This window comes from Microbacterium sp. P2_F9 (assembly GCF_056403635.1).
Map to the genome: position 1 here is coordinate 1 of NZ_JBFUFC010000089.1, position 15,562 is coordinate 15,562.

At 69.8% G+C, this 15,562-nt stretch carries 9 protein-coding genes; 5 read left to right on the plus strand and 4 right to left on the minus strand.

Annotation, left to right across the window (positions count from 1 at the left end):
- The 3 genes from AC1DVT_RS10965 to AC1DVT_RS10975 form a co-directional block, all read right to left on the minus strand.
- On the minus strand, positions 1-1,386 hold a 1,386-nt coding region (locus AC1DVT_RS10965), incomplete at its 3' end, for an ABC transporter ATP-binding protein (RefSeq protein ID WP_477388867.1).
- A gap of 9 nt (positions 1,387-1,395) precedes the next feature.
- A complete protein-coding gene (locus AC1DVT_RS10970; protein ID WP_477388869.1) occupies positions 1,396-3,204 on the minus strand; it encodes a glycoside hydrolase family 2 TIM barrel-domain containing protein in 1,809 nt (602 codons plus the stop codon).
- A gap of 170 nt (positions 3,205-3,374) precedes the next feature.
- Positions 3,375-4,412, minus strand: coding sequence for a LacI family DNA-binding transcriptional regulator (locus AC1DVT_RS10975; RefSeq protein ID WP_477388870.1), 1,038 nt, complete (start codon positions 4,410-4,412; stop codon positions 3,375-3,377).
- An 18-nt stretch (positions 4,413-4,430) separates the two neighbouring features.
- Between AC1DVT_RS10975 and AC1DVT_RS10980 the strand changes: the two genes are divergently transcribed.
- Genes AC1DVT_RS10980 through AC1DVT_RS10995 form a run of 4 tightly spaced genes read left to right on the plus strand, consistent with a single transcriptional unit; the run spans position 4,431 to position 12,019 of the window.
- The gene (locus AC1DVT_RS10980; protein WP_477388872.1) at positions 4,431-6,773 is read left to right on the plus strand and encodes a glycoside hydrolase family 31 protein; all 2,343 of its coding nucleotides are present in this window, start codon (positions 4,431-4,433) and stop codon (positions 6,771-6,773) included.
- 27 nt (positions 6,774-6,800) lie between these two features.
- A complete protein-coding gene (locus AC1DVT_RS10985) occupies positions 6,801-8,675 on the plus strand; it encodes a beta-L-arabinofuranosidase domain-containing protein (protein WP_477388874.1) in 1,875 nt (624 codons plus the stop codon).
- Positions 8,676-8,705: 30 nt separating this feature from the next.
- Positions 8,706-10,151 carry an alpha-N-arabinofuranosidase gene (locus AC1DVT_RS10990; RefSeq protein ID WP_477388876.1) on the plus strand — a complete coding sequence of 482 codons (1,446 nt, stop codon included), beginning with the start codon at positions 8,706-8,708 and terminating at the stop codon, positions 10,149-10,151.
- Positions 10,148-12,019 carry a glucosidase family protein gene (locus AC1DVT_RS10995; protein WP_477388878.1) on the plus strand — a complete coding sequence of 624 codons (1,872 nt, stop codon included), beginning with the start codon at positions 10,148-10,150 and terminating at the stop codon, positions 12,017-12,019. The genes AC1DVT_RS10990 and AC1DVT_RS10995 overlap by 4 nt, the downstream gene beginning before the upstream one ends.
- 129 nt (positions 12,020-12,148) lie before the next feature.
- On the opposite strand, the gene AC1DVT_RS11000 is transcribed toward AC1DVT_RS10995, so the two are convergent.
- Positions 12,149-15,172: an alpha-mannosidase gene (locus AC1DVT_RS11000; RefSeq protein ID WP_477388880.1), complete on the minus strand. Its 3,024-nt coding sequence runs from the start codon at positions 15,170-15,172 to the stop codon at positions 12,149-12,151.
- A 97-nt stretch (positions 15,173-15,269) separates the two neighbouring features.
- Here AC1DVT_RS11000 and AC1DVT_RS11005 point away from each other — a divergent pair.
- Positions 15,270-15,562, plus strand: a 293-nt coding sequence (locus AC1DVT_RS11005) for a hypothetical protein (RefSeq protein WP_477388882.1), incomplete at its 3' end; no start/stop codon positions are given.

Genomic DNA, 15,562 nt, shown 5'->3' on the forward strand with positions numbered 1-15,562 from the left:
CTCCAGGGCCCGGCGCACCCGCTCGTCGGAGACGTCTCCGAGTCCGTAGGTGATGTTGTCGCGGATGGAGCCCTCGAAGAGCACCGACTCCTGCGGCACGACCGACACGTACCGGCGGAACGTCCGCAGATCCAGAGTCGCGGCATCCACTCCGTCCAGCAGCATGCGCCCGCTCGTCGGGCGGATGAAGCCCAGCGCGAGGTTCAGGAGGGTCGACTTGCCCGACCCGGATGGGCCCACGAAGGCGACGGTCTCGCCGGCGGCGATCTCAAGGTCGACGCCGTCGAGGGCGGGATGCCGCGCATCGGGATACCGGAAGACGATGTGCTCGAACCGCAGGTCTCCCCCCACCCGCGTGACGACCGCCTTGCCTGCGTTCTCTTCGAGGTCGGGCTCGGCCAGCACCTCGGCGATCGAGCGGACCGACTCGATGCCCTTCGCGCCGATGGGCCACAGCATGAGCACCTGAGTGAGCCCGCCGGTGAYGAGTCCGAAGTAGGCCGAGAGCTGCACGACCTGGCCGGGCGTGATCGAGCCGGGGTCAGTGATCGCCACCCACGCGGCCGTGACGAGGCATCCCACCGAGAGCAGCTGCAGCACGACCCACGACATCGACTGGAAGCGCCCGTTGAGCATGTCGAGCTGATACCCCGAGGTGCGCACGCCCTCGGCGCCTTCCGCGACGCGGGCCTGCGCGGTCGCCTCGAGTCCGTGCGCGCGGGTGATGGGCATGAGCGTCGCCATCTCGCCGACACGGCTCGAGAAGACCTCGACATCCTGGCGGAACGCCTCGTTGCGCCGCCGCGAGCGCGACGCGAGGATCCACCGCAGGAAGACGGCGATCGGGATCGTCAGCGCGTAGACCGGCAGGAAGTAGGGCATCGTGATCGCGGTGACCACGATCGCGCCGGTGATCACCATGGTCTGCGCGAGCACGGCGTGGGTCACCTGCTGCAGCATCAGCTCGATGTTCTCGACGTCGCGGACTACCTTGTTCTGCACGATGGACGCCGACACCCGCGTGTGGAACCCGATCGAGAGGGTCTGCAGGCGTGCGGCGAGCGCGTTGCGCAGGTCGGCCCCGCTGTGGCGCACCGCGCCCATGAAGAGCCGCGTCCACAGCACGTGCATCGGATAGTTCTGGGCGAGCGCGATGAACGCCAGCGCGGCCCAGAACCAGAGCTGATTGAGTGGTCCGCCCGCGACGACGAGGTCGATCACCGATGCGGTCACCACGGGCATGAGCCACTGCGGCGAGTCCTTGATCGGGAAGATCAGGACGGACGGGATCACCCGCTTCTTGTAGCGCCCGAGCAGCCGGAACACCGAGCGCACGGGGTGCGCGCCATCCACCTCCACGGGCGAGCTTGCCGGCGATGCGRTCATCGGCGCTGCTCAGCGGGCCGTCCCGCGCACGATCTCGCGGATGCGGGCCGCGGGAAGCTTGGGCACGCGGTTCTCGTCGGCGAGGCCGTTGGTCTCCTGCACCGTGTCGGTGAGCTGCGTGTAGACCCAGCCGGCGAGCGCGGTGCTGGCGTGCAGGGCCGCGAAGATCCCGGTCAGGTGGCGGTCGAGGTCGGCCGGCGAGCCCACCAGGCGGTACCCCCAGATGTTCCTGCCGTCCTCGGGCGCGAAGCTCACACCGCCGAATTCGCTGAGGACGACGGGAGCGGATGCCGTGGCCTCCGACTCTGCGGCGGTGCCGACCAGCACGCGCTTGCCGAAGGGCGAGATCCCGTCGAGCGCCGCCGCGACGGCTTCCGCGGTGCCGTAGCGCGCGCGCAGCTTCTCGTGGTCGTTCTCGTAGTCGTGCAGTGTGAGGAGGTCCGACTGCAGGTGCTCCCAGCCGTCGTTCGAGATGACCGGTCGCGTGCCGTCGAGCGTCTTCGTCAGGTGATAGAGGGTTCGCGCGAACGCCTGCTGGCGTGCGTCCACGGCGACGTGGCGAACGGCCCAGCTCTCGTTCAGGGGAACCCAGGCGACCACGCTCGGGTGCGAGGAGTCCCGTCGGATGACGTCCGCCCATTCCCGCGTGAGGCGCGTCACCGCGGCATCCGAGTGCTCGAAAGCGCTCGGCAGCTCGGTCCAGACGAGCAGGCCCAGCCGGTCGGCCCAGTACATGAGCCGCGGATCCTCGACCTTCTGGTGCAGACGCGCGGTGGTGAAGCCGAGGTCTTTGATGAGCTCCACTTCGGCGCGGAGTGCGGCAGGCGACGGGGCAGCCAGATGGGACTGCGGCCAGTACCCCTGCGAGAGGACGCCGTGGATCGGGTAGGGCCGGCTGTTGAGAAGGAACGCGCCGCCCACGGTCTCGACCCAGCGCAGGCCGAGGTAGGAGTGCACGACATCCGTGCTCTCGCCGGCGATGAGCTCCACGCGCGCATCGATGAGGACCGGCCGCTCCGGCGTCCACAGCAGCTCGTCGAACCCCTGCTCGGTGCCGAGAGCGGGGATCGCGATCGCGATCTGCTCGACCGGGCCGGCCATCGTCACGGTCACCTCGGCGAGCTGCTGCGCACCGTGGTGGAGCGTGATGTGCGCGCGGGCGGGGATCGTGGGTCGTGCGGCGAGCTCGAGGGTCAGATGCACCCGATCGTTCGGGACGTCGGGACGCCAGGCCACCCGTGTGACATGCTGCCGCGGCACCGACTCCAGCCAGACCGGCTGCCAGATCCCCGTCGTGCGGTGGTACCAGATGGAGTGCGGTTCGACCTGCCAGTCCTGCTTGCCGCGCGGCTGGCTGAGGTCGTGGGGGTCGTCCTCGGCGCGCACGACGACGTCGAAGTCCTCCTCGAAGGCGGGCACCTCGACCGTGAAGGGCGTGTGGCCGCCCTCGTGCGATCCCACGTGGACTCCGCCGATCCACACATCTGCGCGGTAGTCGACGGCGCCGAAGTGCAGCAGGAGCGTGCGCCCACCGGCGTGGTCAGCACGCTCGAGTTCGCCCCAGCCGACGCGGCGGCGGTACCAGACCACGGGGTGGTAACCGGTCTCGTTGATGCCGGACAGCGGGGACTCGGGCGGGTAGGGCACCACGATCGTGCGGGGGAATTCGTCGGGAAGGCCGGCTCGGGGATCGACCGTGACGTCATCGTCGTAGGCGAAGTCCCACTCGCCTCTCAGGTCGAGCCAGCGGGGACGCACGAGCTGCGGGCGCGGGTACGTGCCGTCCTGCGCCGAGGCGCGGAGCTCTTCATCAAGCATGCCGGAAAGCCTATACAGATATTCCAGCGCTGGAAATACCCCTGTGGGCACCCCCAGGCGGCGGGATGGTCGGCGCGATAGCCCGCGCTGTCGAAACCGCCATTCGCGGCTGTTGCGTTCGGGCGCGTGAGGCGGTTTCGGCAGCGCGTGGGTGGGCTCGAGCGCCCTGCTCAGCGAGCGCCGGTGGTGTCGCGTTCGACGATCGTGTGCGGCGCGACCCGGTGGCGTCCGACGCCGTCGTACCCGCCCATCCGGTCTTCGAGCAGCTCGAGGGCAGTGCGCGCGATCGACTCCTTGTCGGGCGAGACGCTGGAGAGGCCAGGGGTGCTGTGACGCGCCAGGACCGTGTCGTCCCAGCCGAGCACCGCGACGTCGTCGGGCACCCGAAGCCCCGCCCGATCGAGCCCGCGGAGCGCGGCCATCGCGAACAGGTCATCGCGGCAGATCAGGGCGTCGAAGCGCACCCCCGCCTCGATCGCGGCGAGCAGGGATGCCACCCCGCCGTCGATGCCGAATCCGTCGGTCTCGAAGACGAGCGTCGGGTCGCTGCGGATCCCGGCGGCGTGCAGCGCCTCCTGGTAGCCGAGCAGGCGCAGGTCCGTGGATTCCGTGTAATCCCCGCGCACCATGCCGAGGAACGCGACCCGAGTGCGACCCTGTCGCAGCAGCAGCTCCACGCCCTCGCGGGCACCGGCGACGTTGTCGATCATGACGTGATCGGTGGTGAGCGGGCGCGCTCCCTCGCCGAGCAGCACGAGCGGTGTGTCGGGGCGCAGGCGCGCGATCTCCATCGTGTCGATGCGGGCGGGCTGGAAGATCACGCCGTCGACGAGACCCTCTTCGCGATCGCGGAGCACTGCCCGCTCGGCCTCGATGTCGTTCATGGTCTGCTCGACGATCACGCGATAGCCGCGCCGCACCGCCTCCGCGCTGACCTGACGGGCGATCTCGGCGAAGTACGGCTGATCGATCTCGGGGATGGCGAGCGCCAGCATTCCGGTCCGCCCGGTGGCGAGCCGCCGCGCAGTGAGGTTGGGGCGGTAGCCGAGCTCGTCGATCGCAGCCTGCACGCGCTCGCGCATCTTGGCCGACACGTGCGGGTAGTCGTGCACGACGTTCGACACCGTCTTCATCGAGACGCCGGCGAGCAGCGCGACGTCCTCGAGACGCACATGCTGGCCCGGTCTACCGCTTTTCATGTCGCTCATCCTAGGATCCTCTTTGAAATGTACAGCGCTGACATTCCTCCGCACCTCCGCGTCGAGGCCACTCCCGCCGCCCACCCGCAGGCCATCGTCCAGGGCGATCGCTGGCGCTTCACCGTGCTGGCCGATGGCCTGCTGCGCGCGGAGTGGTCGGATGACGGCGTGTTCGAGGACCGCGCCACGACCTTCGCCCTGCACCGCGATCTCGCCGTGCCGGAGTTCCGGGTCATCGACGGCGACAGCACGCTCGAGATCCTGACCGCACGGCTGCACCTGCGCTACGACCGCAAGCCGTTCAGCCCGAGMGGCCTCCGCATCCGTCCGCTCGGCGTGGGCTGGGGCCTCGAGGACTGGAAGTTCGGCGAGGTGGAAGACCTCGGCGGCACCGCTCGCACGCTCGACGGCGTCAACGGGCGCCTCCCGCTGGAGAGCGGCGTCGTCTCACGCAAGGGCGTCGGCGTCATCGACGACTCGGCCTCCATGCTCTTCACCGACGACGGCTGGGTGAGCCCGCGCGAAGGCGAGCGCACCGATCTCTACGTCTTCGCGTACGCGCACGACTTCGGCGAGGCGCTGCGCGCCCTGTACGCACTGTCCGGCTCGCAGCCGGTGCTGCCCCGTTGGGCCCTCGGCAACTGGTGGAGCCGCTACCACCGCTACACGCAGGACGCCTACATCGAGCTGCTCGACCGCTTCGAGCGCGAAGGCGTGCGGTTCTCGGTCGCCGTGCTCGACATGGACTGGCACCGGGTCGACAGCGTGCCGCCCGAATTCAACGGCGGCTGGACCGGCTACAGCTGGGAGCCCGACTACTTCCCCGACCCGGAGGCCTTCCTGGCCGAGGTGCATCGCCGCGGCATGAAGGTCACGCTGAACCTCCACCCCGCCGACGGGGTGCGCGCGTTCGAGGACGCCTACCCGGCGATGGCCGAGGCGCTCGGCCGTGACCCCGAGCTGGGCGAGAAGATCGCGTTCGAGATCAACGACCCCGCCTTCCTCGCGGCGTACTTCGCGGTGCTGCATCACCCGTTGGAGGCGCAGGGCGTCGACTTCTGGTGGATGGACTGGCAGCACGGCCCGCACTCCCGCGTCACCGGCGTCGACCCACTCTGGATGCTCAACCACTTCCACTTCCTCGACGCCGCGCGGGGCGGCGAGCGCCCGCTCCTCCTCTCCCGCTACGCGGGACCGGGCAGTCACCGCTACCCGGTCGGATTCTCCGGCGACGTCGTCCTCAGCTGGGACTCGCTGCACTTCCAGCCGGAGTTCACCGCGACCGCGTCGAACATCGGCTACGGCTGGTGGAGCCACGACATCGGCGGCCACATGTTCGGCTCGCGCGACGATGAGCTCACCGCGCGCTGGGTGCAATACGGCGTGTTCTCGCCCATCCTCCGCCTGCATTCCACCGCCAACCCCTTCCTCGCGAAGGAGCCCTGGGCCTTCCCGGCCGAGACCCGCGCCGCCCTCGGCGACGCCCTCCGCCTGCGTGTGCGCCTCGTGCCGTACCTGCACGCGATGAACCACCGCGCGGCCGCCGCCGGCGCTCCCCTCGTGCTCCCGCTGTACTACACGTGGCCCGAGCACCAGGAGGCGTACGCCGTCCCGAACCAGTTCACCTTCGGCAGCGAGCTGCTCGTCGTGCCGATCACCGCGCCGCGCGACGCCGTCACGCTGCTCGGAGCGGTCACGGCCTGGCTGCCGCCGGGCGTGTGGACCGACATCCACACCGGCGCCGTCCTGCAGGGCGGCCGCACGGTCGAGCTGCACCGCGGACCCGACTCGATCCCGGTGCTGCTGAAAGCCGGCGGCCTCCTCCCCCTCGCTGGCGAGGACGAGACGGATGCCGCGGCCAACCCGGCAGCGTTCGAACTCGTCGTCGCGCCCGGCGCGGACGGCTCGTTCACCCTGATCGAGGACGACGGCACCGACGGCGGCGCGGTCGTGCGGACGACGATCCGCTGGAGCCAGGAGCGGGGTGAGCTCGTCATCGAGCCCGCCGACGGTCCGGACGGGGTCGTGCCCAGGGCGCGCACCTGGACCGTCACGTTCCTGGGTCTCGGAGCTGATGAGGTCGCCGGCGCCGAGCTGTCATCACGCGGAGCGTCGGTGACGGTGAGCGGCGACATCCGCTCGTCCCTCACCGTCGCCACCACGCCCGACCCGCGCCCACGCACGCGCGACCGCGAGGAGCGGCTCTTCGCGGTGCTGAACACGGCCCAGTACCTCTACGAGGAGAAGTCGGCGGCGTTCACGATCATCACGTCCGGACGCCCCGACTTCGACGTCTTCGCCGACCTGCACGCGCTCGGGCTGCCGTCGGCGCTCATGGGTGCGATCGCGGAGCAGCTCTCGCTGCGCTGAGGCCTCCACCACACCCCAAGGAGCACGATGGAGTTCTTTCCGCAGACGAGAGTGCGGCTCGACGGTGGCCCGTTCGCCGACGCGCTGCAGGTCGACCTCGCCTACGTGCGCGCCCTCGAGACCGATCGGCTGCTCGCACCATTCCTGTCCGAGGCCGGGCTGACGCCTCGGGCACCGGCGTACGGCAGCTGGGAAGGCGAGGGGCTCGGCGGACAGACCGGCGGTCACTATCTGTCGGCACTGTCGCACCTCTGGGCCGCGACCGGTGATGACGATCTGCGGGAACGGCTCGACTATGCACTCGGCGAGCTCGCCCGCGCGCAGGATGCTCGGGGCACGGGCTATGTCGGCGGGGTCCCAGGCGGTGCCGAGCTGTTCGCCGCGTTGGCTGTGGACGGGGTCGCAACGGCGCGCGCGTTCGGCGAGAGCCCGAACTGGGTGCCCTGGTACAACCTGCACAAGACGTTCCAGGGACTTATCGACGCTCACCTCGTCGCCGGCGCCGACCGGGCGCTCGAGATCGTGACCCGCCTGGCCGACTGGTGGCTCGCGATCGCCGCCGACGTCGACGACGAGACGTTCGAGACGATGCTCGCGACCGAGTTCGGCGGCATGAACGAGGCGTTCGCGCGCCTCGCCATGATCACCGGCCGGGACGAGTACGCGGCGATGGCGCTGCAGTTCTCGCATCGCGCGATCCTCGACCCGCTGCGGGAGGGGCGCGACGCGCTGACCGGCCTGCACGCCAATACGCAGATCCCCAAGGCGGTCGGCTACGCGATTTCGCCGGATGCCGGCATCCGTGCCGCCGCCGACGTCTTCTGGCGTGCCGTGGTCGAGCATCGCTCCGCGGTGATAGGCGGCAACAGCGTACGCGAGCACTTCCACGAGCCGAGCGACTTCATGCCGATGGTCGACGACCGCGAAGGCCCGGAGTCGTGCAACACCTACAACATGCTGCGGCTCACGCGCGCCCTGGCCGAGCGCGGGCTGCGCCCGGAGCACCTCGACTACGCGGAGCGGGCCCTCTTCAACCACGTGCTCTCCGCGCAGCATCCCGACGGCGGCTTCGTGTACTTCACCTCGCTGCGCCCGCAGCACTACCGCGTGTACTCGACCGTCGACGAGAACTTCTGGTGCTGTGTCGGCACGGGGATCGAGTCGCAGGCCCGCTATGGCGAGTGGGTCTTCGGGATCGAGGACGACGCCCTCGCGATCAACCTCTTCGTCCCGGCGACGCTCAATGCCCCCGAGTTCGGCGGTCTGGTGCGCGTGGAGACGTCCTTTCCGGCGGCGCCCGAGGTGGCGGTGGTGCTCGACCTCGACGCTCCGCGCGCTTTCCCCTTGCGCCTCCGCGTTCCCGCGTGGGCGTCCGGTCTCGACGACCTCGCCGTCGACGGTGTGCCCGTATCCGGCGTGGAAGCACCCGGGGCGATCGTCCTCGAGCGAGAGTGGCAGCCGGGCACAAGGGTCACGTTCCGCGTGCCGCTCGTCCTGCACCCCGAGCGGCTGCCCGACGGCTCGCCGTGGCAGGCGTTCCTCGCGGGTCCGATCGTGCTCGCGGCCCGCCACCCAGACGACGAGCTGACCGGGCTGCGCGGCAACGACCAGCGCTGGGGACACGTCGCCGGCGGGCCGCTCCTGCCGCTCGCCGCAGTGCCGATCGTCTCGGATGCCGGCGCCAACGAGCTGCTGACCCCGATCGCGCCGCTGCGCTACCGGCTGCGCACGGCCGATCCCGCGGATAGCGTCGAACTCGAGCCTTTCGCGGGGATCCATGACGCGCGCTACACGGTCTACTGGCCGGTCGCCGAGGCATCGGTCGAGGCTCGCCGCACCCAGCTCCACGAGCGCGACCTGCACGGCGCCGCGCCGGCAGAGCCGGCTCCGTACACCCACTGACCGACCACGCCGCCCGCCGGAGAGGACACCATGATCACCATCGCCGAGGCACCGAGCCACCACATCGACCGCCGCGTCTACGGACAGTTCGCCGAGCATCTCGGCCGGTGCGTCTACGAGGGCCTGTGGGTCGGCTCGGACTCCAGCATCCGCAACAAGAACGGCATCCGCTCCGACGTCATCGAGGCGCTCCGCGCGATCAAGGTGCCCGTCGTGCGCTGGCCGGGCGGATGCTTCGCCGACGAGTACCACTGGCTGAAGGGGGTCGGACCCGAGCGGCAGTCGATGGTCAACACCCACTGGGGCGGCGTCGTCGAGCCGAACACGTTCGGCACGCACGAGTACTTCGAGCTGCTGCACCAGCTCGACGCCGAGGCCTACGTCAACGGCAACGTCGGCAGCGGCACGGTGCCCGAGATGGCCGACTGGGTCGAGTACATGACCCTCGACACCGGCTCTCCGATGGCGGACCTGCGCAAGCGCCACGGGCGCGATCAGGCGTTCCGGCTCGAGTTCTTCGGCGTCGGCAACGAGAGCTGGGGCTGCGGCGGCAACATGCTGCCGCTGCACTACGCGAACCTCTACCGGCAGTACCAGACCTATGTGCGCAAGTACGGCGCGCACTCGATCTCGAAGATCGCGTGCGGCGCGAACTCCGACGACTACGAGTGGACCGAGGTGCTGATGGCGCGCGCGGCCGGCCACATGGACGGCCTCAGCCTGCACTACTACACGCTGCCGACCGGCGAGTGGGACGTGAAGGGCGCCGCCACCGGGTTCGACGACCGGGCCTGGCACGAGACGATCCGCCGCACCCGCTACATGGACGAGCTGCTCACCCGGCACGGCGCGATCATGGACCGCCACGACCCAGCGAAGCGCGTGAGCCTCATCGTCGACGAGTGGGGCACCTGGTACGACGTCGAGCCGGGCACCGAGACCGGGTTCCTCTACCAGCAGAACACGATCCGCGATGCGGTCGCCGCCGCCATCAACCTGCACATCTTCCACAAGCACGCCTCCCGCGTGCGCATGGCCAACATCGCCCAGATGGTCAACGTGCTGCAGAGCATGCTGCTCACCGACGGACCCCGTCTCGTCGAGACCCCGACCTACCACGTGTTCGACCTGTATTCGKATCACCAGGATGCGGAGTGGGTGGATGCCGCGGCCGACCACGCCGATCCGTTCCTGGATTGGACGGTCTCCCGCAAGGACGGCACGTACACGATCAGCGTTGTGAACACGGGGCTCGAGCGGGAGGCCGCGGCATCCTTCCGCCTGCCGTCGGCCGTCGCGGATGTCATCTCGGCGCGGGTGCTCGTGGGCGAGACGTCGGACGCGCACAACACCTTCGATGCGCCGGACGTCGTGTCCCCGGTCGTGTTCTCCGGCTACCAGGTGCAGGGCGACACGATCACGGTCACGCTCCCGGCGCGGGCCGTCGCGTCGCTGCGGGTCACCGTCGCAGGATGAGCTCGGAGCCCCACGCGCTGCCTGCCACGAGCGGCGCTCTCACGCCGATCGACGCGGAGGCGTGGTCGCTGACGGCGCCCGATGGTGCCGCCTCGGTCGAACTCCGGCTGCCGCCGGGGCTCGCGTTCGTACTGGATGGCGACGACGACCTCTTCGTCCTGCCGAGCGATCCGAGCGGACGCACGCTGGCGGGCTCCGGCACCGCGTGGGTGCTGCCCGCGGATGCCTTCGGCGCGGAGCCGTCGTGGCTGATCGAGGCCGAGGGGCCGATCACGGCCCGGCCAGACGCCAGCGGATGGACAGTGACAGTGGATGCGGCATCCGCTCGCCTCACGCGCCACCGCGCACGGCCGCACGCCGACGTCACCGGGGGTCGGTTCTCGCTCGATCTGCCCGGCGGCGACCTTCTCGCCGACGCCGCCGCGGGCTTCTACTGGGGCACGATGCTGCCGTCGGTGATCGAGCGGACGACCGGCGCCGACTACCCCGACGCCCTCGGTTACGTGCGCAGCACGATGGCCGGGATGTACGCCGGCACCTACCCCGACGTCGACCACGAGTTCCAGATCAAAGGGCGCGTCGCGTGGGGCAGCCCGCTCGACCTCGCCGTCGTGCGGAGGATGCTCGAGCTGCAGCTGCGGCTCATGCGCGAGGATCCCATCGGACTCTGGCGCGATCCGTGTGCCGTGCAGCCGAACGGCGACCGCGAGTACCACGTGCGCCGCGGATCGATGGATGGCTCCGAGAACGCGGTGATGTTCCTCGTCACCGGCAACATCGAGGTGCTCGAGTCGATCTGGCTCTACGTGGCCCGCACGAAAGACGTCGAGTGGCTGCACCGGRACATCGCGGATGTCGAAGGCGCGGCATCCGGGATCGAAGAGTACATCGATCCGCAGGGGCGCCTGTGGGGCGACGTCTACTACGAGGACCAGGTMATCAAGGACGGTCGCGAGACGATGGCGCAGGCGCTCGYGGTGCGCTCGTTCGAGCTGCTCGCGCAGCTGGAGGATCTGCTCGGGCGCTCGGGCGCGGCGGACCGGTATCGCGCGCTGCGCGACCGGTTGTCGGCATCCCTCTCCCAGCCCCTTCCGGGCGGATGGTGGGACCCGGAGGCTTCTCGCTTCGTGGATTGGGTCGATCGCTCGGGACGCGTGCACGACCACATCCACCTACTCGCCAACATCCTTCCGGTGCTGGTGGGTGCCGCTTCTCCGGCGCAGTCGCGCGCCGTGCTGGACCTCGTCGAGCGGGAGCTGCCCGAATTCCAGCGGTTCCCGACGTTCCTGTCGGCCCGCATCGCGGATTACACGGATGCCGAGATCGGCGACGGCGGACCCTACGATCTGTGCGCCGCCGGGCGGTATTGGTGCTGGGATGCCGCGTTCTGGTCGTGGCGCGGAGCGGGGGCGATGCTCAAGGACCAGCTGGAGCGGGTCGCCCAGCAGGGCGCGCAGGACGACTGGATCATGGGCGAGCGCTACGACATGAACCACGTGTACTACGTCGACGACAAGAACTGGCACGGGGCGGAGCACTACTACGAGTACCCGTGCGTGTTCTCGTGGGTGCTGTTCCAGGAGTACCTCGGCGTGCGGCCTGCCCTCGACGCCGACCTGCTGATCGCGCCGCGCCTCGCCGAGTTCGGCGAGGTGACGCTCGGGCAGGACGCCTACCGGCTGCGATACCGCTACGCGCCGGAGGGGTTTACGGTGTCGAATCTGGCCGAGGTCGAGCGGAGCTTCCGGATCGACGTCGGCGCACTGTTCGCCGCGGTGCAGCTGCCCGATGGCGGGGCCTACGACGGCTCACCCGTGACTCTCGCGCCCGGTGCCTCCCTCACCCTCGCCGCCGTCGTCGAGGCCTGAGTCCCCGCCCCGGCCGTCGACCAGAACAGGGTGATCGACCGATTCAGGACGGATGCCGCAACATCATCCTGAATCGGTCGATCGTCCTGAATCGGTCGGCGTGCAAACCGGCGGCCGGTGCGCGAGCGGCTACGAGCGGCGGATCCGCAGGGTCACGAGCTGGAACGGGCGCAGGGCGAGCCGCACCGAGCGGCCGTCGTGCGCGAAGCCTGCGGGGGCGTCGATCTCGCGCTCGATCAGGTCCGTCACGACGACCCCGTCGACGTCGAAGTCGAGGGTCACCTCGGCCGCGGCGCGAGCGCCCTCGGACTCGTAGAGGCGCACGATCACGTCGCCGCTGCGGTCCTCGGCCAGCTTGACCGACTCCACGAGCACTGCCGGGTGGTCGACCCGCACGAGCGGCGCGATCGGGCCGGGCGCCGCGCGCTCCGCGAGGTTGATCCGGTAGCCGTCGCGGATCGCCGCGCGCACGTCGGCGCCCACTCGCACCGCGAGACCGATCGAGTGGCGGCCTTCGTCGGCGACCGGGTCGGGGAACGTCGAGCCGCGCAGCAGCGACACCCGCGCGGTCGTCGTGGTGCCGCCACCCGCCCGCGTCGCGCGCTGCGCGTCGTAGCCGTAGCTCGACTCGTTGGCGATCGCGACCCCGAACCCGGGCTCCGCGACGTGCACCCACCGGTGCGCGCACAGCTCGAAGCGCGCGGCATCCCACGACGTATTCGCGTGAGTCGGACGCTGCACGTGCCCGAACTGGGTCTCGGCTGCGACCCGGTCGGCGTGCACATCGAGCGGGAAGGCGAGCTTGAGGAACTTGCGCTTCTCGTGCCAGTCGATGTCGTTGTCGATCCACAGCGTCGCGTCGCCGGCACGCAGCGTGAGCAGCTGCGTCACCTTCGAGGTGCCGAAGGAGCGCTCGATCGTCAGCGAGACCGAGTCCKCGCCCTGCGACCCCGTGATCGCGTCGACCCCGGTCTCGTCGGTCGAGACGCGGGAGTAGTGCTCGTCGACATCCCACGCGTCCCACTGGTTCGGCAGATCGCGGTGCAGCTGCAGCAGGTTGCCCGCCGCGCCCGGCGCGATCGCCTCGCGCCCGGTCGCGAGATCCACGAGCGAGACGATGAGGCCGCGCTCGTCGACGACGACCCGCACGAGCCCGTTGTCGAGCACGTGGCCCTCGGCCGTCGCCTCCAGCGTCGCGATGCCATCGTCGGCCACGCGAGGCGCCGCCGCCAAGGCGGGCACCCCATCGCGCGCGAACGGCGAGGCGTTCGCGACGTACTCGCCGCCATCGCCCGCGTCGAAGTGCGCGAGGGCCGCCCCGATCAGACCCTGCAGCTCGCGCTCGAGTCCGCGATTGTTCTCCTCGACCTCGCGGTGCACCCACGCGATCGACGTGCCGGGAAGGATGTCGTGGAACTGCTGCAGCAGCACCAGCTGCCAGATCCGCTCCAGGTCGTCGTACGGGTAGTCCGCACCGGTGCGCACGGCGGCGGTCGCCGCCCACAGCTCGACCTCGCGGAGCCAGTGCTCGTTGCGACGGTTGCCCTGCTTCGTATAGTGCTGCGTCGTGTAGCTCGCGCGGTGCAGCTCGAGGTAGAGCTCGCCGCTCCACACCGGGGGCTGGGTGAGCTCGGCCTCGGCACGCTGGAAGAAGCGCTCCGGGGTGTCGATCTCCACCGTCGGCGAGCCCTCGAGCGAGGCAGTGCGACGCACCGCCGCCATCATCTCGCGCGTCGGTCCGCCGCCGCCGTCGCCGAACCCGAACGGGAGCAGCGACACCGAGGCGTCCCGGTGATCGTGGAACGTGCGCTGCGCGCGACCGAGATCGGCCCCCGAAACTTCGCCGACGTAGGTGTCTGCCGGCGGGAAGTGCGTGAACAGACGCGTGCCGTCGATGCCCTCCCAGAGGAAGGTGTGGTGCGGGAAGGTGTTGGTCTGGTTCCACGAGATCTTCTGCGTCAGGAACCACTCCGTGCCGGAGGCCTTGATGATCTGCGGGATGGCGCCCGAGTAGCCGAACGTGTCGGGGATCCACGCTTCGCGGGTGTCGACGCCGAACTCCTCCAGGAAGAAGCGCTTGCCCGCGACGAACTGCCGCACCATCGCCTCCGCGCCGGGCAGGTTCATGTCGGGCTCCACCCACATGCCGCCGACGGGGATGAACTGGCCGTTCGCCACCTTCGCTTTGATCCGCTCGTACAGCTCGGGGTAGCCGTCCTTCATCCACTTGAGCTGCTGCGCCGAGGAGCAGGCGAAGCGGAACTCCGGATCGGCATCCATCAGCGCCACCACGCTCGAGAACGTCCGTGCGCACTTGCGGATCGTCTCGCGGATCGGCCAGAGCCATGCCGAGTCGATGTGCGCGTGCCCGATCGCGACGACGTGGTGGCTGCTCGCCGAGGCGGGAAGGGCGAGGGCAGGGGCAAGAGCTTCGCGGCCGGCCGCGGCCGTCGCCGACACGTCGCAGGGGTCGACGACGTCGACCATCCACTCGAGCGCGCCGAGAATGCGGTGCCGACGGGGCGACTCGATGGGCAGCTCCGCCATGAGCCCCCACAGGGTCCAGACGTCCTGCGTGAGCTCCCACACCGTGATGTCGAGCAATCCTGCGTCGCACTGCTGGAACACATAGAGCAGCTCGTCCCCCGCGGTGGACTTCTCGCCCAGCCCCGTGGCCTTCCAGGTCCAGTCGCCGGCGATGTTCGGGTTCGCCGCGCCCTCGACGTACAGATCGATGGCKCCGCCGCCTTCCTGCGGAACGGGGACATAGCTGCTGCGCGGATTGATCGACTTCACGGTCGTTCCGTCCGGGCGGTAGACGAGGCCCTCGACCTGGAAGCCGGGCCGGTCGTGGGTGAAGCCGAGGTCGATCACGAGCTCCACTCGCGTCGCGGCGTCGGTGCCGCGCAGCCAGTGCTCGGGGATCTGACCGGTCACGTGGAACCACGATGTCGACCACGCCTTGCCCCAGGTGCGGGGCAGCTCGATCGGCCGGTAGGACTGGCCGACGGCGTCCGCGAACGGCAGGGGTTCGTCGAGGTCGTCCCACACGCTGAGCGTGAGCGGAACGGTCTCGATATACAGCGCTGGAATGAGGGAATCGCGAACGAAGCGCTCGATTCGTCCTTCAGTGATCTTGCGGTTGTCGTGCATGGAATCTCCGGTGATTCAGGGGGTCGAGAAAAGTATGCGGGTAAGCGGTGGAAATTCCTACCGGGACGACATCGCAACCTCGTAGCATCGGATCATCATGAAGGAATCACTGTCGATTTCGACTGTTCACGTCGTCTTCAAGACCCACCTCGACCTCGGGTTCACCGACACCGCAGCGCGCGTCACCGACCGCTATGTGCACGAGTATCTTCCCGGCGCGATCGCCCTCGCCGAAGAGCTCGAGCGCCGTGCCGGCGCCGCCCGGTTCATCTGGACGACCGGATCATGGCTGATCCACGAGGCCCTCCGCCTCGGCAGCGCCGACGAACGAGCCGCGCTCGAACGGGCGATCCGCGCGGGGCACGTCCGCTGGCACGGACTGCCCATGAC